General features: G+C 43.3%; 17 protein-coding genes and 1 pseudogene. 6 read left to right on the plus strand and 12 right to left on the minus strand.

Annotation, left to right across the window (positions count from 1 at the left end; all coding sequences use genetic code 11):
* Window positions 1–306 precede the first annotated feature (306 nt).
* Window positions 307–1,764 carry a hypothetical protein gene (locus tag ACG3M1_RS19445; protein ID WP_002605847.1) on the minus strand — a complete coding sequence of 486 codons (1,458 nt, stop codon included), beginning with the start codon at window positions 1,762–1,764 and terminating at the stop codon, window positions 307–309.
* Between the two features lie 183 nt (window positions 1,765–1,947).
* On the opposite strand from ACG3M1_RS19445, the gene ACG3M1_RS19450 reads away from it, so the two are divergent.
* The 4 genes from ACG3M1_RS19450 to ACG3M1_RS19465 are packed head-to-tail and all read left to right on the plus strand — an operon-like array spanning window position 1,948 to window position 4,075.
* Window positions 1,948–2,541 (plus strand): TetR/AcrR family transcriptional regulator, encoded by a 594-nt coding sequence (locus ACG3M1_RS19450; RefSeq protein WP_002605848.1) that lies wholly within the window; start codon window positions 1,948–1,950, stop codon window positions 2,539–2,541.
* A 30-nt stretch (window positions 2,542–2,571) separates the two neighbouring features.
* On the plus strand, window positions 2,572–3,240 hold the full coding sequence (locus ACG3M1_RS19455; RefSeq protein WP_002605849.1) for a hypothetical protein: 669 nt from the start codon (window positions 2,572–2,574) through the stop codon (window positions 3,238–3,240).
* The gene (locus tag ACG3M1_RS19460; protein ID WP_257327522.1) at window positions 3,237–3,650 is read left to right on the plus strand and encodes a DUF2871 domain-containing protein; all 414 of its coding nucleotides are present in this window, start codon (window positions 3,237–3,239) and stop codon (window positions 3,648–3,650) included. The genes ACG3M1_RS19455 and ACG3M1_RS19460 overlap by 4 nt, the downstream gene beginning before the upstream one ends.
* Window positions 3,650–4,075 carry a hypothetical protein gene (locus tag ACG3M1_RS19465; RefSeq protein WP_002605851.1) on the plus strand — a complete coding sequence of 142 codons (426 nt, stop codon included), beginning with the start codon at window positions 3,650–3,652 and terminating at the stop codon, window positions 4,073–4,075. Before ACG3M1_RS19460 ends, ACG3M1_RS19465 begins: the two co-directional genes overlap by 1 nt.
* A gap of 138 nt (window positions 4,076–4,213) precedes the next feature.
* Here ACG3M1_RS19465 and ACG3M1_RS22855 read toward each other — a convergent pair.
* The 11 genes and pseudogenes from ACG3M1_RS22855 to ACG3M1_RS19540 form a co-directional block, all read right to left on the minus strand.
* Window positions 4,214–5,956 (minus strand): annotated as a pseudogene (locus ACG3M1_RS22855) (AAA family ATPase).
* A 132-nt stretch (window positions 5,957–6,088) separates the two neighbouring features.
* A complete protein-coding gene (locus ACG3M1_RS19495; protein WP_395815470.1) occupies window positions 6,089–6,637 on the minus strand; it encodes a CPBP family intramembrane glutamic endopeptidase in 549 nt (182 codons plus the stop codon).
* Between the two features lie 195 nt (window positions 6,638–6,832).
* Window positions 6,833–7,723: a sensor histidine kinase gene (locus tag ACG3M1_RS19500; protein ID WP_395814448.1), complete on the minus strand. Its 891-nt coding sequence runs from the start codon at window positions 7,721–7,723 to the stop codon at window positions 6,833–6,835.
* Between the two features lie 17 nt (window positions 7,724–7,740).
* Entirely contained in the window at window positions 7,741–8,493 is a 753-nt protein-coding gene (locus ACG3M1_RS19505) for an ABC transporter permease (protein ID WP_002605857.1), read from the minus strand.
* On the minus strand, window positions 8,483–9,400 hold the full coding sequence (locus ACG3M1_RS19510) for an ATP-binding cassette domain-containing protein (protein WP_002605858.1): 918 nt from the start codon (window positions 9,398–9,400) through the stop codon (window positions 8,483–8,485). Before ACG3M1_RS19510 ends, ACG3M1_RS19505 begins: the two co-directional genes overlap by 11 nt.
* A 91-nt stretch (window positions 9,401–9,491) precedes the next feature.
* On the minus strand, window positions 9,492–10,160 hold the full coding sequence (locus ACG3M1_RS19515) for a response regulator transcription factor (protein ID WP_002605859.1): 669 nt from the start codon (window positions 10,158–10,160) through the stop codon (window positions 9,492–9,494).
* Window positions 10,157–10,957: a histidinol-phosphatase gene (locus tag ACG3M1_RS19520; protein ID WP_257366114.1), complete on the minus strand. Its 801-nt coding sequence runs from the start codon at window positions 10,955–10,957 to the stop codon at window positions 10,157–10,159. Before ACG3M1_RS19520 ends, ACG3M1_RS19515 begins: the two co-directional genes overlap by 4 nt.
* A gap of 42 nt (window positions 10,958–10,999) precedes the next feature.
* Window positions 11,000–11,368 carry a diguanylate cyclase domain-containing protein gene (locus ACG3M1_RS19525; RefSeq protein WP_002605861.1) on the minus strand — a complete coding sequence of 123 codons (369 nt, stop codon included), beginning with the start codon at window positions 11,366–11,368 and terminating at the stop codon, window positions 11,000–11,002.
* A 195-nt stretch (window positions 11,369–11,563) separates the two neighbouring features.
* Complete coding sequence (locus ACG3M1_RS19530) at window positions 11,564–12,508, minus strand: GTP-binding protein (protein ID WP_257376472.1); 945 nt, start codon at window positions 12,506–12,508, stop codon at window positions 11,564–11,566.
* A 9-nt stretch (window positions 12,509–12,517) separates the two neighbouring features.
* On the minus strand, window positions 12,518–13,564 hold the full coding sequence (locus ACG3M1_RS19535; protein WP_395814451.1) for a CobW family GTP-binding protein: 1,047 nt from the start codon (window positions 13,562–13,564) through the stop codon (window positions 12,518–12,520).
* 398 nt (window positions 13,565–13,962) lie between these two features.
* Window positions 13,963–15,375 carry an alanine/glycine:cation symporter family protein gene (locus ACG3M1_RS19540; protein ID WP_395814454.1) on the minus strand — a complete coding sequence of 471 codons (1,413 nt, stop codon included), beginning with the start codon at window positions 15,373–15,375 and terminating at the stop codon, window positions 13,963–13,965.
* A gap of 236 nt (window positions 15,376–15,611) precedes the next feature.
* Here ACG3M1_RS19540 and ACG3M1_RS19545 point away from each other — a divergent pair, with 236 nt between their 5' ends.
* Window positions 15,612–16,214: a hypothetical protein gene (locus tag ACG3M1_RS19545; RefSeq protein WP_395814457.1), complete on the plus strand. Its 603-nt coding sequence runs from the start codon at window positions 15,612–15,614 to the stop codon at window positions 16,212–16,214.
* A 133-nt stretch (window positions 16,215–16,347) separates the two neighbouring features.
* On the plus strand, window positions 16,348–17,565 hold the full coding sequence (locus ACG3M1_RS19550; protein WP_395814460.1) for a VanZ family protein: 1,218 nt from the start codon (window positions 16,348–16,350) through the stop codon (window positions 17,563–17,565).
* Window positions 17,566–17,838: the final 273 nt, after the last annotated feature.

The following is a 17,838-nucleotide window of genomic DNA, read 5'->3' on the forward strand; positions in this document are numbered from 1 at the left end:
CTGTCGTAATGATTTTTCAGCTAAGCACTAACAGAATACATGCAGAAGCAAAAATGCATCGTTTATTTTCGCTTTATGGCAGTATTCTCTGTGCCTTGGGATAAAAAAAACCCTTATTTCAAACAATAGATTTGTTTCATCCGACTGCCTGTGAATAAGGGATTTTTTACAGTATGAATTTCATAGTTCCTTTCTCGATTATGGATAAACTCAAAACAGGAGATTCAACATTATTGTATTTGTCAATAGTAGTTGAAATCTCCCTTTTGCATACACCCTAATGTTAGAAAGAACCTTTACATCATGTTATTTGCTTTTTCTTTCATCTTTAAAAACCGTTTTTTCTGCCTGTTCCTTGATAGTTTCCAGATTTGTTTTATACTGCTTGAATTTCTCAAGTGCCATCGCATCCGTCTTTTCATCCTCATAAAGGTAAATTGAATCAACATTTATCATATCAGATTCCTCAGACAGATCCGTTTCCTTTGCAGAGCTGATACCGGTGATCTTCACATCGTAATAATCTGTATTCTTTTCTGTGGAATACTTGCTATCCTCTGTAACCTTTGTGCGATAAACATAATGTGCTGTACCGGTATGATCATAGGAACGATATTCATAATACACACCGATCAGCGCGACATGTTCAACAGTTACCTTGGTTGAAGAGAAAAAAGATGTGCTTCTGTCTTTTATATAGGCTTCCAATGCTGCTTTTGCCGCTGCCTCGAATTTATCAGAGCTTGCCTTTGGAATCTCTGCGAAGGTTTTATATACGATTTCCAATCCCTCTACCTTTACCTTCTTCTCTGGATTTTCCACCTTTACTTTACAGCTGTCTGCGGTAGCCTGACTGTATTCAGCTTTCAAAACTGCATCATCGCCGTTTTTCAGTTCGCCATCCTTTTCCACCTTATAGGTAACATCGCTCATAAACATACGGATATCCTCGTTTGTATGATCATAATCCGGATTACAATTGATATCCGCCGTTCCTTCACCGGATACGCCTTCAAAGGTAACGGTACAAGCAGAGGTCAAATCAATCGGTGTCTTCTTTACACTCTGATAAATACTGAATCCAGCAATACAAACGATAACGACTGCCGCCGCAATACCGCCTATGATTGTATTCCGTCTGCCTTTTTCCGTCTTGTAATATGCCTTGCATTTCTCAGAAAGCTTAAGAGCATGATCCTGGGCTGCTGCAGATGCCTTTGATACAGCCTCTCCGGCAGCTTTTGCGCCCTCACTTAAATCCTTCATTGCCTCCTCGGCTTCTACCTGCTCATTCCTTTTCACAAACAGGATATAGATACTGATTCCTGCTGCTGCAATTTGTGCAAGCACCATGATGACGAGCATGATTCCCTTGTTATCCATACTGCCGGAATACGCCATCGCGGCTGTGAAATCACCACTTGCCAAAGCATGTACAGCCCGTATTGCCGAAAAGCAGAAAAGCCCCATCAGCAATGCAGCACCATTGCAGCCAAGCAAAAGCTTTCCCATAAATGAAGCATCCTTCAGATAACCGATTCGAAACGCATATCCTCCAACCAGTATTACAAGGATGACAAAATCGATGTAATACAGCACACACAGACTGCGTAAGGAAGACAATGCACTTGATAATCCGGATAAGCTGTCCAGTCCCTGTCCCGCTGTGAGGTAAATAATCAGCATAATTACTGCCAGAATACCTCCCGCAATACTACCATACATCAGATATTTTCTTGTTGCATACTTTTTTAACAATTCCATTTCATTCCCCTTTCAAACAGCAAAAAAGCTATTCATGTAAATTATTATATCACACAATATCACATTGTTTAAAAAAACATATACATTTTATGAATAACCGCCGCTTATTTTTCAAGATTCAAATCGCTTGACATCTGTATCGGAGAAGTTCATAATGAACGGTGTTCAAGTTGGAGGTGGTTTATGAACAAGGTTGTTACCTCAAAAGAGGAGCTTCTGGATACTGCCAGACAGATTGTATTTCAAGAAGGCATTGATCAGCTCAGTATCCGGGTACTTGCTAAAAAACTGAATATTTCCGTTGGTGCTGTTTACAACTACTTCCCGTCAAAGTCCGACCTGCTGCTTGCCATTGTGGAAAGCTTCTGGAAAGGAATTTTTCACAAGGATATCTGCATTCTCAGTGAAACACTACCCTTTGCGGATTTCTATGAGGTTGTATATCATCGGCTTGCAGAGCATATGGAGGATTTCTTTTCCGTACTGCTGGGTCAGCTGGATATATTACGCAATACTGAAAAAGAGCGTGGAAAGCTGATGGAGGAACGTTATCAGCAGCATATCCGCGAGGGTTTCCTTTATGCCCTGCAGCAGGATTGCGATATCCCTGAGCATATCTGGAATGCTACCTTCACAAAGGCTGCCTTCATCGATTTTCTGATGGAGCATATGATGAATGATTTATCGCACCAAAGAAGGAGCTGTACCTTTACAAAGGAGCTTATCTGCCGGCTGCTTCAGGTAACGCACGGAACAACTACTCACGGCACAAAATAAACCATGTTCATATAATAAGGAGGAAGACACATGCAGGCTGTTATGGAAACTGCTTTTGATATTTTATATTTATGCACCGTATGTATACTGGGAATCACCATGATACGAAAGGCAAGAGGAAACCGTATGCTTTTCTTATTTGGCATCATGGCGGTAACCCTCGGGCTGGGAGACGCCTTTCATCTTATCCCCAGAGCCTATGCATTATGCACTGACGGACTTGCGGCTCACACGGCAGCATTGGGAATCGGAAAATTTATCACATCCATTACGATGACCATTTTCTACCTGCTGCTGTTTCGCATATGGGAGCTGCGTTATAACAGACACCGTCCCCTGCTTCGCACAGGTATGTATCTGCTTGCCTTGCTCCGCATGGCACTCTGCTTCTTTCCGCAGAATGCATGGACAAGTCCGAATGCACCGCTTAGCTGGGGTATCCTTAGAAATGTGCCGTTTGCATTGATGGGACTTTGGATCATCGTGCTGTTTTATCAGCAGGCAAAGCAGAAGGAGGATTTCGTTTTCAAATACATGTGGCTTGCCATCACACTGAGTTTTCTGTTTTACATTCCGGTCGTCTTATGGGCTGATACCCTGCCAATGATTGGAATGCTGATGATTCCCAAGACACTCGCCTATGTATGGGTTGTATGGATGGGATATCAACTGATGAAAAAGGAGCTGAATTATTTATGAAAAAAACAATCAATCTTGCATTTTTATATGCGATTCTCGCCATGATTGGCGGAGTCTTTTATCGAGAATTTACAAAGCTGAGCGGCTTTGATGGACGCACGGCATTATCCTTTGTGCACACCCATTTGTTTCTGCTGGGAATGGTTATGTTTCTGATTGTCACCTTTTGTATCAAGCTGTTTGCCATTCAGGAATCAAAGAAGTACAGGGCGTTTATCATCGTATATAATATCGGTGTTCTTCTGACCTCCCTGATGCTGGCGGTCCGTGGTGTTCTTCAGGTAAATGGCAGCACACTGACTTCTGCGGCAAACGGTATAATTTCCGGCTTTGCAGGTATTGGACACATTCTGGTTGGTATCGGTATGATTCTCCTCTTCCTAATGCTGAAGGAGAAGGTGAAGGAATAATGCACGTAGCGAAGAAATATCTGCTTCTGACAGCAGGCATTGTATGGGCAGCCGCAGGCTTCAATATTGTCAGGATCGGATGGCTGAGTACCAGCTATATGAGCATAGCAACTGCTGCTACCGCGGTTATCACCTTCCTGATTTTCTACCATATGATTTTTAAAAAGCTGATTCATAAGCATACAGAGCGCATTCTTGCCAATACAGAAGATCGTATGCATATCCTGCGCTTCTTTGATGCAAAATCCTATATTATCATGATCTGTATGATGAGCTTTGGTATTGCCCTGCGTGCATCGCATCTTTGGCCGGATGTATGTATCAAGTCCTTCTATACCGGTCTTGGCTGCGCACTGCTTGCGGCCGGAATCGGCTTCATACGACAGTATGTAAAAACCAGTACCTTCCGATTGCATGCGAATTAGTCAAAACGATACAGCCTGTTTTGCACAGCACTACAAAAAAGAAGAGAATTCAAATTTTACGTAAGGTATCTTTGAATTCTCTTTTTCATTTGTAATTGCTTTTTCTGGACAACCAGTTGTTTTATGCTTAACGGCTTTCTATTCCATCTTTTTTATTACACAGGTTTTCTTGTAGAAGGCGATGCCGTACCCGAGAATGTCGGTATAGCCCTTTCTGTGCAGACCCTCGATATACTGCTTTTCTTTTATCTGCTGTATTGCCAGCTCTGCACTCTTTTCCACATCCTCTTCACGCTTTGCCACCTTTAATTCAAACAGCAGTCCTCTGTTCTTGTTATACGCCGGTAGAACTGCAAGGTCGCGCCTCGTGGCGCGCAGTGCGCACCTTCCAAATCCCGATTCCTGATTGGAAACAATGCGATAGCTGCCCTTCCCCTGCAGCATGCCGTTTAGAAATCCATGATAATACACTCATCATAGTCAAAATAGCTCATAGATTGAAATAATACGGTATTCAGAATTTCATTCGCTTCTTCCACATGCTCCTGCAGAAGTGCTTCCAGAAACGATGCCTGGTAGCTTCTGATCTGCTGCTTAAACCATTCTTCAAAAATGGTCGTGTAGATGTACTGTATTTCTTTATTGGGAATCATAAGCTGATAGGTGTTTGTGTCCGTTTTGCTTATAGCCTTCAGATAGCCGGTAAACAACAGAAAGCTGTATAAATTGTCTGTATCATCCAGTTCCCGATACGTCAGCTCCGGTTTGATTGTTTTTTCAATCATGCCGCCGCTGGGCAAGATGTCAAAATCCTGTTTCATTTCCGTATTCCCCTGCTGTATGAAACGATATATCACATCATTACCACTCGTATTTGCCCAGAAGGATTCAGGTTCATCATCCTTCTGAATGATTTTTTTTTACATACATCAATACACTCCAGGGATTAGGCTCTGCCCACTAGTAGTGTAAATATCCTGATTACCACATCGATAACCATCGCGCCACGGGCGGGCACGCCTACCATTCCTTCACAGTATGTTCAATCTTTCTAAGCTCATAGTCATTCAGTAGACACATCACTTCTTCAGGTGTAAAGCCAAAATCTGAACTGGACTGTTTGTCAAAAACAGAATAGACATTAAAATTATTAAGACCTGTAAAAATCGATTCTTTTGCAATCCTCAGACAGCCTGTTAATACCCCTTTTTCCAAGGCATCGTTTGTTTTTAATGCAGCACTGAAAACATTTCTTAAAAATTCCGCCATTTGATTATAATAGCCATGCAGATAGGCACTTTGCAAGGGTACATCGCGCCATGGGCGGGCAGCGCCTATTCGTCAATCAACAGGATAACGTTTTGATGATAATGCTGTTGAAGACACTCGCAAAGGAATTTCATCGCTGTCTGCAGGCTGACTTCATTCTTTGTTCCCATATAATATGCAGTCAGCAGTTCCTTGTCGATTGCATTGATCTGTTCACTTTCCAGTAATTCCTGATTTCGGCGGATGATATCACGAATGAAAATACTATACATTTCCAATTGCTTTTCGAAGGTGGTTTGCTTCATTTCCTTTAAAGAAATCATGATGACGGGATATTTGTTTAGATGCTCAACAGCATCACATCTGTTCATTATGTTTAAGCCGTTAAAGAGATAGGCGTTTTCTTTTTGCTTAATGGAAAAGAAGTAGTACAGCGCGCCTGGGCGGGCAGCGCCTACTCATATTCAGTGTCTTACCAAACCGGCGCGGTCTTGTATATAGGATCACCTTTTCCTCCAGAACATTTTTGATAAACATTGTTTTATCCACATAGTAATACTCTTTTTCTATCAGTTCTTTAAAGTCCTCGATTCCTATCGGCAAGCGCTTCATGATCATCAACTCCTTGTTTTTATTATACCATGTCCCCTGTTTTACACAAAAAGATTTCGCCATGATGCCAGCTAAGGAATGCTTGCTCCTTATTAAGATAGAAGAGTATGAACAAGGGTGCTTATCATACAGCTACTTTTGTCTGGTATGTCCTCCTTTATTTACGATATACAAATACATAACAGTTCCAACAAATATAATCCAGCCATACCCCATACTATAGTCATATACAGCATGGAGTAAGTTAGGAATCCATAACGTTTTAGATTCCTCAAATACATAAATAAAGCCATATCCGATAAACAAACCAAATCCTATATTCGATATGCAATCTGTCAGAAATACAGACAGATCACCACCAACCACTACCGTTGGATATACGGCATGTGTGATTCCCCAGAGTAAACTGCTCAATACAATTGCCAAAGCTGTATTCTCTTTTTTCATTATGGAATACATCACACCCCGATACAAATACTCCTCTGAAAACCCGATGATGATTAAATCCTGTATAAACAGATAGAAGCCAGGCATGTTAAATTGCTGATGTACAACAAAAAAAACACAATACATAATGCATAATAACAATAACAGATACGTATGTCTGATTCTGAAAAGCGAACCTGTATCCTTTCGAAATACAAGTAAGCAGATAATCGGGAGCAGCATCACCGCTATCATTTGTGTAATTACTGATGATATGGATAAAACACGCAGATCAACACCTGCCACTTTTGCAATATACAAAACAACATATAGGATCCCTATTTCCAAGCAGCCAATTATAAACGCCGTTCATATGTTTTTCATTATTCACCTCATAACAGTAATTCCTGCTGGTGTTCTCACCTAATGCAGGCTATCATTCTAAAATAATCAAGCAAGCGGGAAAATCGTATGAATGGCCAGCCGATGCGCTTCCTTTTGCGCAAACACGGTACCCTGCATTCCCTCGCACAGCTCCTTTACAATAGCAAGCCCAAGACCTGTATCTCTGCCGCTACCACCATTGTCCTTTGTATAAAAGCGTTCAAAAATCGCCTTTGCATCTACATCATCCACAAGGTCATTCTCAAACACAAGCTCGCATGTGTTGTCTGTTCGTTTTGCAGAGATAACAAAGGTCCCAAAGCCGTGACGCAGTACATTGACACACAGATTATGCAGCATTCGCTTCAGATATACCGGATCACCTGTCAGCATTGTCATAGGATCGACCTCCAGTTGAACCTGCAGCTCCTGCTGTTTGAAATCCTTATAATAATGCAGCAGTACTTCACTCAGCATATCATAGATACGAATCGGCTCCGGATGAAACTCAATGCTGGCACTGCTCAGACGGGTATACAAAAACAGCTCCTCCAGTAAATCCTGCAGATATGTCATACGTGCCCGGATCACCTGAAAGCAATGCTGCCGTTCAACTTCGCCCTCTGCCGTTTCCAGCATTTGCAGATACCCGCTGATGCTTGTCAGTGGAGTGCGGATATCATGTGATATATTGGTTATCAGATGTTTAAAATTATGGTCCATCCGCATCGCCTTCACACTTTCCTGCATATAATATTCCCGCAGCTTCTGCATTTCCTCGCATAGTGCCTTCATCTGCGGATCCATGGATGCTGAATAAAACCGGAAGGTGCTATGCTCCCGGTTGGTGTAGGTCAGCTGTTCTCTGATACAGCGGACATTTTTATGCTGAAGGAAGAGAAGCAGTAAAAGGAACAGACACAGCAATCCCAATACAAGCACGATAATTTCCAGCATATTGTTCCCTCTCTTCCTTATTTCAAATCTTTTTTCCGCAGCAGTACATAACTGCCTATATTATACAGGATTGCACTGGTAATTGCCACCATAGCAGCCCGGCTGTAGAATACAGCGTCCCAGGAATACGGCAGCTGACCGGATATCGCATACAGAATATAATCCGTATACTCCACCTTCAGTAATGACATAATCCCGGCATGCAGCATAAATACCGTCATACTGCCATAGCCTACAGACACCAGAATAGCAAGCACTTTGCTTCCGGTCGCATGAATGAGCAGATTCAGAAAGGATGCAATTACAGTCAGAATCAGCATCTGCATCAGGGAATAGCATATAAACTGCAGGATGGAGAAGGAGGCAAAGGAATCCTGCTGCCACAGATTTTCCACTACAACCATGACAATGATCACAGCCCAGTATATAAACGCGGTGATAAATGAAAACACAAAGCGTTCCAGCAACAGCAGCTCCTTACGGTGCATCATCGGATAGATATTCTTCACGAAGCCGCTGGCATATTCCTCACAGAAAAACAGAGACAGAAAAATCAGTACCGCTATCTGATAAAAAGAGCTTTTAGGAAAGTAATAAAGAAAATCAACAAGTGTATCCTTCCCCTGATGAAAGGTCGCAAACGGTGTATTGTTCTGCAACCCCACAGCAGTTGTCAGCCATAAATACAACAGCAGCATAACGGTCATCGAAATATAAAAGGACTTCTGCCGCACCATACGATATAAATCCATTTTCAGATTATTCCACATGTTCTTCTCCCTCCTTCAGGAAATAGGCTTCCAAATCCTGATGATGATCCTCCATGCCATAAAGTGCCACATCATGCAGTACCAGCTGTCGTGCGATATGGGAGGGGTCCTCATAATGATCATACAGACGCAGAATCCCCTTTGGCAGCACCTCATAGGTTTGAACAAAGCATGTTTCCTCCAGGATAACACTTGCCTTTTTCACATCATCCACCCGCAGCTGAAAGCAGTCCCTGCAGCGGTCCAGCAATTCCTCTTTTGTGAACTGCTCAATAATTTTACCAGAACGAATCACAACGAAATCCGTAGCAACCTTATCCAGCTCCGCCAGCATATGGGAGCTGATCAGGATACTCATGCCGCGTTCCTCCTGCAGACGCTTCAGCAGATCACGCATATCGCAGATTCCCTGCGGATCGAGGCCGTTTGTCGGCTCATCCAGAATCAGCAGCTCGGGATCCCCCAGCAATGCCATCGCAATTCCCAGACGCTGCTTCATTCCCATAGAGAAATCGCCTGCCTTTTTCTTTCCTGTAGTCGAGAGTGAGCAAAGCTTTAAAAGCTCTGTTATCAGCTCATGGCTGCAGCACCCAAGCATAAGTGCCTTCATTTTCAGATTATCATACGCATTCAACGCCGGATACAGTCCCGCATGTTCTATCAGCGTCCCTACACGCCGGAATACAAACGGATCCTCACCGGGATGCTTGCCAAACAGCTTCAATTCCCCCTGTGTTTCATGCAGCAAACCGCTCATCAGCTTCATAAGCGTGGACTTTCCTGCACCGTTTGGTCCGATCAGACCGGTAATCGATCCTTTTTTCATATGAAAAGATACCTGATCTACTGCTGTGAAATTATGAAATTTCTTTGTCAGGGCCTTCGTTTCTACGATCCATTCCTTCATATTATCATTCCTTCCTTGTACATGAAGATTATAGCAAATGAAGTTTCAGAAACTGTCTGGAAAAGGTTAAGAAAGAATAAAGAAAAGGACCTTAGTCCTTCCATTTGAATCCGATGCCCCATATCGTTTCAATATATTCCTGTTTCGAAACTGCATGCAGCTTGCTTCGGATATTACTGATGTGAACATTGATGGTCTTGTCATCTCCCAGATAATCATCTTCCCATGCATATTCATAGATTTCCTTTTTCGTACGTGCCCGTTTTACATCCCGCATCAGCAGCTCCAGAATCCTGTATTCATGTCTTGTCAGACGAATTTTCATCCCCTGAATTTCCAGATGACAGAAATCCGGCAGAAGAACAACACCGTCTACAGCAATGGCATGCTCCTGCTTCGGCATTCGTTTGCGCAGCTGAACCTGAATTCTGGCCTTCAGCTCCTTTAAATCAAACGGCTTGCACAAATAATCATCGGCACCCTCATTCAGCAGAGCCACGCGGTCGTCGATTCCATCCTTTGCGGATAGCACGATAACCGGAAGCTGCTTTTGCTTCAGCTCTCTGAGAAGCTGTTCTCCACTGACTCCCGGCAGCATCAAATCAAGCAGTACAAGCGATACTTCGGTGTGCTGCAAAATCAGACGTGCCTCTGTTCCGGAATATGCGTCCACACAGATATAGTCCTTTTCCAAATATTCATCGATCATATTGTGGATGGTTTCGTCATCCTCCACAATCAATATATGTTCTTCACTCACAGCTTTGTAAAGTCCTTTAAGGGCAGTGTGTCGGTTATCTTCATGCCAAGGCCCGAAAGCAGCGCAATGCCTTCCTCACGATATGTATCTGTCTCCAGTGCAGCCGGCTCATGGGCATCAACTCCGATGATCGCCGTATTGCCAACCTCTGCCGCAGTCTTCCAGAAATCAATATGCGGATACTGCATGGTATGCATGATGTCATTATAGGCAGCACCTGCCAGATTGTATTCTAGTGGTATATGTAATTCCTTTGCAGCCTGACACAGACGTATCGATTCGCGCTTTGCGATTTCATCAAACACACGACGGCCCCGCATGAACAGATCCGGATGACACAGGTAGGAATATAGATTGGTCTTCATCCCGGCGATGGCTTCATCCACATAGGCGATCAGCCATGCCTCCTCCTCACATGCGGTCCCAAAGTACACGCGTTCCTCATCCGTTTTAAAATAATGATTACCGAAAATGATATAGTCAAGCTTTTTGTCAATCAGAAACTGCTTCAGCCAATCGATATATTTGGGGAAATATTCGCATTCCAAACCGATTTTAATGGATATGCGATCCTTATATTTCTCTTTTAAAGATGAAACGGAGGCATAGTAGTCATCGAACTTCGACAACGGCATCCGCATATTCGCCACAAAATCGCTGTCATATTTCCATGGGGAATGATCGGAAAATCCAATTTCCTCATAACCGTTTTTTATGGCACTTATTACATATTCCTCATCCCTGCCTGAGGCATGCATACAGCGCCGGGTATGCATGTGATAATTTGTTTTACGCATAGCTGCTCCCTTCTTTTCTCAACAGGTATACTATACCACAAGTTAAGAGGGAATAACAAAAAACCGACTGTATTTTATGCTTTTACATGCAATACATATAGCCGGCTTGCAAGTTTTGAAGTAGGCTGCCGTACAAACAACAGCCTGATTTCTACATTTTTCCTTTGCCCTGTAAAGTGCCTGTTCACTTCGTTCATACACATCATGAAAGCAGACCTGTGCATGTTCAACAAGACAGCAGTCTATGCTTATGGTCAGCGTTTTCTGCAGCTGTGGCAGGCGGATGGTGCGAATACGCTCGAGCAGGGTATCTATAACATGCTGCAGCTGTGCCTCATCCTGTATCCCGTTCAGATATATGCTGAACTCCTCCCCACCGATTCGTCCGGCAATATCACCCGGGCGCAGCACATTTTATATTTCATGCCTAAACTCAAAGCTTGCTGCAGATACCTTTTCCGTGAAGGTATCGTAAAAGCAGTTTCTATTCCGTAAAGATATAGAAAAAAAGGTCAAGCCTATCATTTTTTAAACACGATACCCTCGACCTTTTCATTACACTGTTTTGCTTATATGACCACAGGTAAGACAATTTCCGATAACCACTTAATTAAAGTAAACGAGTTCGTCATCCAGCGGCAGCACCTCGGTCAGCTGTTTTACATATAGAACCGGGACATCTCCCTGATATTCCTCATCAAATTCGACCGCAATCTGCGCCGTAATGCTGACCCAGTCCTTCGGTATCAGATTACTTGCATGCTCATAATGACACAGCAGCCCGATCAGTGAGGTATCATCTGCGCAACAGACCATGGCATAGCGTCCAAAGACAAATGCATTCGGTATTCCATCCACATGCGTTGCGATGACCTTTCCTTTCAGCTCTACGCTTTTTCCCTCATATTTACGGGGATGCTCGAGAGCGTCCATATACCACAGACCGTAATCGCCGTCCGCTATGCGTATTACATCCGCATGTAGATTAAACGGCATTTCGTCATCGCCAAGCTCCACGATCTGCCCATCTCTTGTCTCATAAATCAGCTGCGCACCCTTATTGATTGCTTTTATATTGTTTCTCAGATACAGCTTTTTCGTTGTTTCATCACAACGATTAAAGATAATCGTTTCCGAATGCAGCAGCTGATCGTAAATCAGGGAGCGCATATTATTCAGATAAACTTCAAACGTGGAGGCATCCACAGTAGAAAGAATTTGAACCAGCAGCCAGTCAAAGGGATATTCTACATCCATAAAGCTATTTAAATTCCAGGTTCCGTTAAATTCAATCATCACTCGGTCAGGTTCAATCAGACTGTCACATTTCTTTAAAAACTCATAGCTCATCGCCGCTTCATTATCCACAGTAACCAGTGCGGTATTTGTTTTTGTCAGAAAATCATCATCGTAGTCTTCCATACCTTCTTCACAGGCGAGCAGCAGTGTGCGCTCTCCAGTATTGAATCCTGTATCAAGCAGTGTTTCCTTAATCAGTGTTGTTTTACCGCTTTCCAGAAATCCGGTAAACAGATATACAGGTACTGTCATAGCCTTCTCCTATTCCGCATGAAACAGCTCTTTCAGCTTATCTTCTTCAAGCTTGGAGCCGATGACACAAAATCTTCCGGTATAGGTTGGCTGCCCTTTTCGAATTTCATATTCTTCCGGAACCAGATCAAAATACAGCCATTCCTTACTTTCAGTTTTCAGCATTCCCTTAGCACGCAGGATGATACCGTATTCCTCACTATTGGAGAGTTTCTCCAGAATTTGGCGAAGCTCCTCTTCCCCATAGGTGCGTACGGTTTCCATTCCCCAGCTGGTAAACACCTCATCCGCATGATGATGGTGATGATCATGATGATGCCCACAGCTGCAGCTTTCCCCATGCTCGTGATGATGGCCATGGTCGTGACTGCATTCCTCACCATGCTCATGATGGTGGTCATGGTGCTGATGGCATGTCGGACAGATGTCCGCTTCCTCCAGCAACTCCTTTTCCAGTGATTTCTTTTGCTCCATTGCCTCCAGAATCTGTTCTCCGTTCAGCTCATCCCATGGTGTCGTTATCATGGTCGCATGTGCATTATGCCCTCTTATATCATGGATTACACTTTGCAGCTTTTCCTCACTCAGATTCTGCGTACGGCTTAAAATAATCGTATTGGCATATTCAATTTGATTGTTGAAAAACTCACCGAAGTTTTTCATATACATGCGACATTTCTGTGCATCCGCAACCGTCGTAAAGCTGTTCATACAAATTTCGGCTTCTTCCGCCACTCCCTGTACCGCTTTTATTACATCCGACAGCTTGCCGACACCGCTAGGCTCTATGATGATCCTTTCCGGATGATATTCCGCAAGCACCTTCTTCAATGCCTCGGAAAAATCACCAACCAGAGAACAGCAGATACAACCGGAATTCATTTCCCGGATTTCTATTCCTGCATCCTCCAGAAAACCACCGTCAATACCGATTTCACCAAATTCATTTTCAATCAGAACAATCTTTTCCTTATGTAATACATCCTTGATCAGCTTCTTGAGCAGCGTTGTTTTTCCAGCTCCCAGAAAGCCGGAGATAATATCGATTTTCGTCATTCCAATAACCTTCTTTCCTGTTCCTTTGCAGTATTCCCAACGTCTGTTAGTATAACACCAGGATGCGAAACTTTCAAATACAAAACCATCCTCCTCGTAATGCTGAAAGGAAATGCTAACTCCATCTTTGCCCTTCCTTATCATAAAGACCATATTCCATGACAATTGGAACTATACTCTTTATCAGCTGATTCTTATCGGTACAAAAGGCATCCGCGTTCCCAGTCAAAATATTTAATGATGGCTCTGTCATTTTTACTATCCTATTATTTGAAGCAGCATCTTATAGAATTAGCATCACGACCTTTCCTATATATTAAAACCCCTGCATTTGCATACGCAGAAGCAGGGTGTTTCCATGATTTTCTTATGTAAGGAACCTCCAGCTATAAATACCCTCAGGATTCTTTATATTCCTCGTCGATGCCCTCCCAGCATTCCGCATGCCGGATTCCCAGCTTTTGCGGTTCAAACAACGGGTCCTTCCCCTGCTTTTTCTGCTTCGTGTAATCCTTCAAAGCAAGGAAAGCAACATTGCCCAGCAGAAGAATCACCAGGATGTTTTCTATCGCCATAAAGCCCATCAAAACATCGGCCAAATCCCATATGGTGGAAAAATCCGCCTGTGCCCCGAAAAAGATTACGGCAACCGTAAGCAATCGGAATACAAGAAGTGCCTTCTTATCGTTGATGATAAATTTCAAATTGCTTTCCGCATAGCAGTAATTGCCAATCAGGGAGGAAAAGGCAAACAGGATAATGGAAATCGTTATGAAATGAATACCCCAGGTTCCTACCTCTGCGGAAACCGCTGTCTGCACATACGGCATTCCCGTCAGTCCGTCCCGAATACCGAAATTCAGCAGCATGAACGCTGTTGTCGAGCAGATGAGGATCGTATCTATAAAAACGGATATTGTCTGTACAAGCCCCTGTTTAACCGGATGGGACACATCTGCTGTTGCTCCGGCATTTGGTGCAGACCCCATACCCGCTTCATTGGAAAACAGTCCGCGCTTGATGCCATACATAACACAGGAACCTGCAAAGCCTCCGAAGATAGCCTGCAGATCAAAGGCTTCCTGAAATATCTGTGCAAATATTGCCGGCAGTCCGCTGATATTGGCTATCGTTATGTAAAGTCCCAGCAGAATATACAACACTGCCATGATGGGAACAATCGTAGAGCTGATGATACCGATGCGATGAACACCTCCGAAGATGACCGCTGCGGTAGCACCCGCAAGAACAAGACCTACCAGCATAGAGGCAGTCTGTGTATCCGTTACATAATACTCCAGAGCACTGCTTACATTATATGCCTGCAATCCGTTAAAACCGAAGATGAAGCAGGCAATCAGCAATACCGCAAACAGAATACCGAGCCATCTCTTATGCAATGCCTTCTCTATATAATATGCAGGACCTCCGCGAAACTGATCACCATCACGCTCCTTGTAGATCTGTGCCAGCGTGGATTCCACAAAGGCACTGGCACCTCCAATGAGTGCAATCACCCACATCCAGAAGATAGAGCCTGCTCCTCCTGCAGCTAGAGCGGTTGCGACACCGGCGATATTACCGGTTCCTACACGGGAGGCCGTTGATATCATAAGTGCCTGAAAAGAGGATACACCGTCATGGTGATGTGCCTTCTCCCCAAGCAGACGAAGTGCCTCCCCCAGCATGCGAAACTGTACAAAGCCTTTCCGTATACTGAAATACAGTCCTGCTGCGACCAGCAGAATGATCAATATATTACTGTATAAAAATGTGTTTAGATTTCCTAATAGTTCCTGAATGAAATTCACGCATTCACTTCCTTTCTTCTTATCGTACCCCGCATCCATCGCCTCATTCGCTGAAAAGCCCAAATAAAAACACGTTATCGGCGTGTTTAGAATGGAAATACCCGTACAAGTATACCATACTTATGTGAAAATTGAAATCCTAGAATTTTAGTGATATATGATTGTATGTCGCAAAACCTTTTCCATCGTGTTATACTTATACATATAAAATAACATTGAAAAAAAAGGAGACACACATGAAATATCCGGTATTGCGAACCAGGTTTTTACCTAATTTATATAAGCATTGTAAAAAAGTACAGGTGCTTCATGTCAGCTATGAGGACCGGGGCTTTCTTTCACAGGATGAACAGCGCGGTATCTGGCTGCAGGATACCAGAGAAAAGCTCTACGAACAGATTGAAGGCAACTTTACGACCTGTCAGGCCACAAGAATATTCTCTCTCCATAAGGAAACCTTTATCATTTTCAAGGATAATCTGACAAAGAAGCTCTTAATAGAATTTCTGGAAAATCTACTCACCGAAATCAGCTATTACTGTGAAGAACAGGTGCAGTTCCGTTACCAGCTTCTCACTGCTGTATTGTTTCAGGATGGCTGTGAGCCGAGAATGACCATGGCGAATAAGCTTGGCAGGGATATTGAAGACAGTGACGAAATCAACCAAAGCACCGTCCTTCTCAAGCCGGGCAGGCCGCCAAGAGGCAAGTATTTCAAAAGCTGGAAGGATTATGAAAAGCAGATTAACGAGCGGAAGGCTGTACACAGCCCTATCGAAAAGCCGCTGCCTCAAAAGGAAGCACCCGTTGATACAGGTGATTATATGTATTACATTTAGGAGTCATTCAGTATATGGTGTCCAGAAAAGCGATGAAAGCATCGCTTTTTTACCATTTGATAAACTATCACTTCTGTCACCTTTTCTAATTTATTCTTTCATCGTGCTATAATAGAACAGGAGGTATGTTCTCATGTCTGTATATCTGATTCCCCTGCAGTCAGCACTGCTGCTGTTTCCATTTCTTGCGGCAATTATCACGCTGCCTTATATCATTATTCAATATCGAAAATACGGATCGATACTACCGATTCGTGTTCTGATCGTGTATTCCTTTATATTTTATCTGCTGTGTGCATATTTTCTCGTTCTGCTTCCCCTGCCGCCAATGGAAGAAGTAGCTAGCTATACAAAGCCGATTATGCAGCTGATTCCATTTGCCTCTTTAAAAGAGTTCACCATGAACAGCTCCCTAATCTGGAATGATCCCGCCACCTATCTGACAGCATTGAATGAGCCGAGTCTGTATCTGATCATCTTCAACATTCTGCTTACCGTTCCCTTCGGTGTTTATCTTCGCTACTATTTTCAATGCAGCTGGAAAAAGACTCTGCTGTTTACCTTTCTTCTGACCTTATCCTTCGAATGTCTGCAGCTGAGTGCACTGTTCGGTTACTATCCACGCCCTTACCGTCTGTTTGATGTTGACGATCTGATTACCAATACACTGGGCGGCATGCTGGGATATGCAATCACACCGGTATTTGCTCATTTTCTCGTTTCACGAAGCCGTATGGATGAAAAAGCATATGACCGCGGTAGAAGCGTATCCCCACTGCGCAGAGCACTGGCATTTTTCTTTGATAACCTCATCATCCTGTTGACAACAGCCATCATCACTGCACTGATTCTGTTATTACGTGATGAATTCCTGCTGACAAGCCCTGCCATACGCATCTGTCTTTTATATCTGGCAGTCGTATTTCTGTATCTGTTCATTCTTCCGATACTTATGCATGGCAGAACGCTGGGTAAGGCAGCTGTGAAAATCAAGCTTGTGACCCTGGATGGGCACCCACCGCACTGGTATCAGTATCTGCTTCTTTTTATGATTCTTTACGGTCTCATCCTGCCTGCACCGTTTTATATTTTTCATTGTGTGCTGGCCTTTCTAACGCAAAGCGCTGCAGCGTACTGGATGTACGGAGGAGCTGTACTCATTCTGGCTGTCTTATATATGGTGACCATGTATCAGTGTATCCTGTCTTTGTTCGATAAGGATGCCATTCCCTGGTATGACCGATTCCTGCCGATAAAAAATCAATCTGGCATACAAGGGCTTAAAAAGGAGGTGACAGGTTCAGATACTGCCTCAAACACAGAGGATGATACCAGCACAGCAACCAGCTGACTTGCTTCCTTGAGAATTGACCATAGGATCTAGAGGGAGGAATTCGCATTGGCACATATCAGAATGAATTCGTACGGAATTTGTGCACTTTCGCCAATACAGGGAGATTACCTTAGAATGCATACAAAAAATCCTGCATAGAGACCATACAGATTCTGGTAAAAACATAACACGTAAAAGCAAACAGCGCTGTTTTGACAGATGCTGTTTTTTTCACTGGCTGCCATATGTCTTCGACTTTGCGGCATCCCTATTCTCATGAACAAATTGAAA

Source organism: Clostridium sp. 10cd* (genome assembly GCF_044336395.1).
GTDB classification, from domain to species: Bacteria; Bacillota_I; Bacilli_A; order Erysipelotrichales; family Erysipelotrichaceae; genus Clostridium_AQ; species Clostridium_AQ innocuum.

Excerpts from the sequence above, each read along its gene's own strand:
- ACG3M1_RS19445 (WP_002605847.1), bottom strand. The coding sequence starts at position 1,764 with ATGGAATTGTTAAAAAAGTATGCAACAAGAAAATATCTGATGTATGGT.
- ACG3M1_RS19505 (WP_002605857.1), bottom strand. The coding sequence starts at position 8,493 with ATGTGGAATAATCTGAAAATGGATTTATATCGTATGGTGCGGCAGAAG.
- ACG3M1_RS19520 (WP_257366114.1), bottom strand. The coding sequence starts at position 10,957 with ATGCGTAAAACAAATTATCACATGCATACCCGGCGCTGTATGCATGCC.
- ACG3M1_RS19450 (WP_002605848.1), top strand. The coding sequence starts at position 1,948 with ATGAACAAGGTTGTTACCTCAAAAGAGGAGCTTCTGGATACTGCCAGA.
- ACG3M1_RS19510 (WP_002605858.1), bottom strand. The coding sequence starts at position 9,400 with ATGAAGGAATGGATCGTAGAAACGAAGGCCCTGACAAAGAAATTTCAT.
- ACG3M1_RS19465 (WP_002605851.1), top strand. The coding sequence starts at position 3,650 with ATGCACGTAGCGAAGAAATATCTGCTTCTGACAGCAGGCATTGTATGG.
- ACG3M1_RS19500 (WP_395814448.1), bottom strand. The coding sequence starts at position 7,723 with ATGCTGGAAATTATCGTGCTTGTATTGGGATTGCTGTGTCTGTTCCTT.
- ACG3M1_RS19530 (WP_257376472.1), bottom strand. The coding sequence starts at position 12,508 with ATGACAGTACCTGTATATCTGTTTACCGGATTTCTGGAAAGCGGTAAA.
- ACG3M1_RS19550 (WP_395814460.1), top strand. The coding sequence starts at position 16,348 with ATGTCTGTATATCTGATTCCCCTGCAGTCAGCACTGCTGCTGTTTCCA.
- ACG3M1_RS19535 (WP_395814451.1), bottom strand. The coding sequence starts at position 13,564 with ATGACGAAAATCGATATTATCTCCGGCTTTCTGGGAGCTGGAAAAACA.
- ACG3M1_RS19455 (WP_002605849.1), top strand. The coding sequence starts at position 2,572 with ATGCAGGCTGTTATGGAAACTGCTTTTGATATTTTATATTTATGCACC.
- ACG3M1_RS19495 (WP_395815470.1), bottom strand. The coding sequence starts at position 6,637 with ATGATAGCGGTGATGCTGCTCCCGATTATCTGCTTACTTGTATTTCGA.
- ACG3M1_RS19545 (WP_395814457.1), top strand. The coding sequence starts at position 15,612 with ATGAAATATCCGGTATTGCGAACCAGGTTTTTACCTAATTTATATAAG.
- ACG3M1_RS19460 (WP_257327522.1), top strand. The coding sequence starts at position 3,237 with ATGAAAAAAACAATCAATCTTGCATTTTTATATGCGATTCTCGCCATG.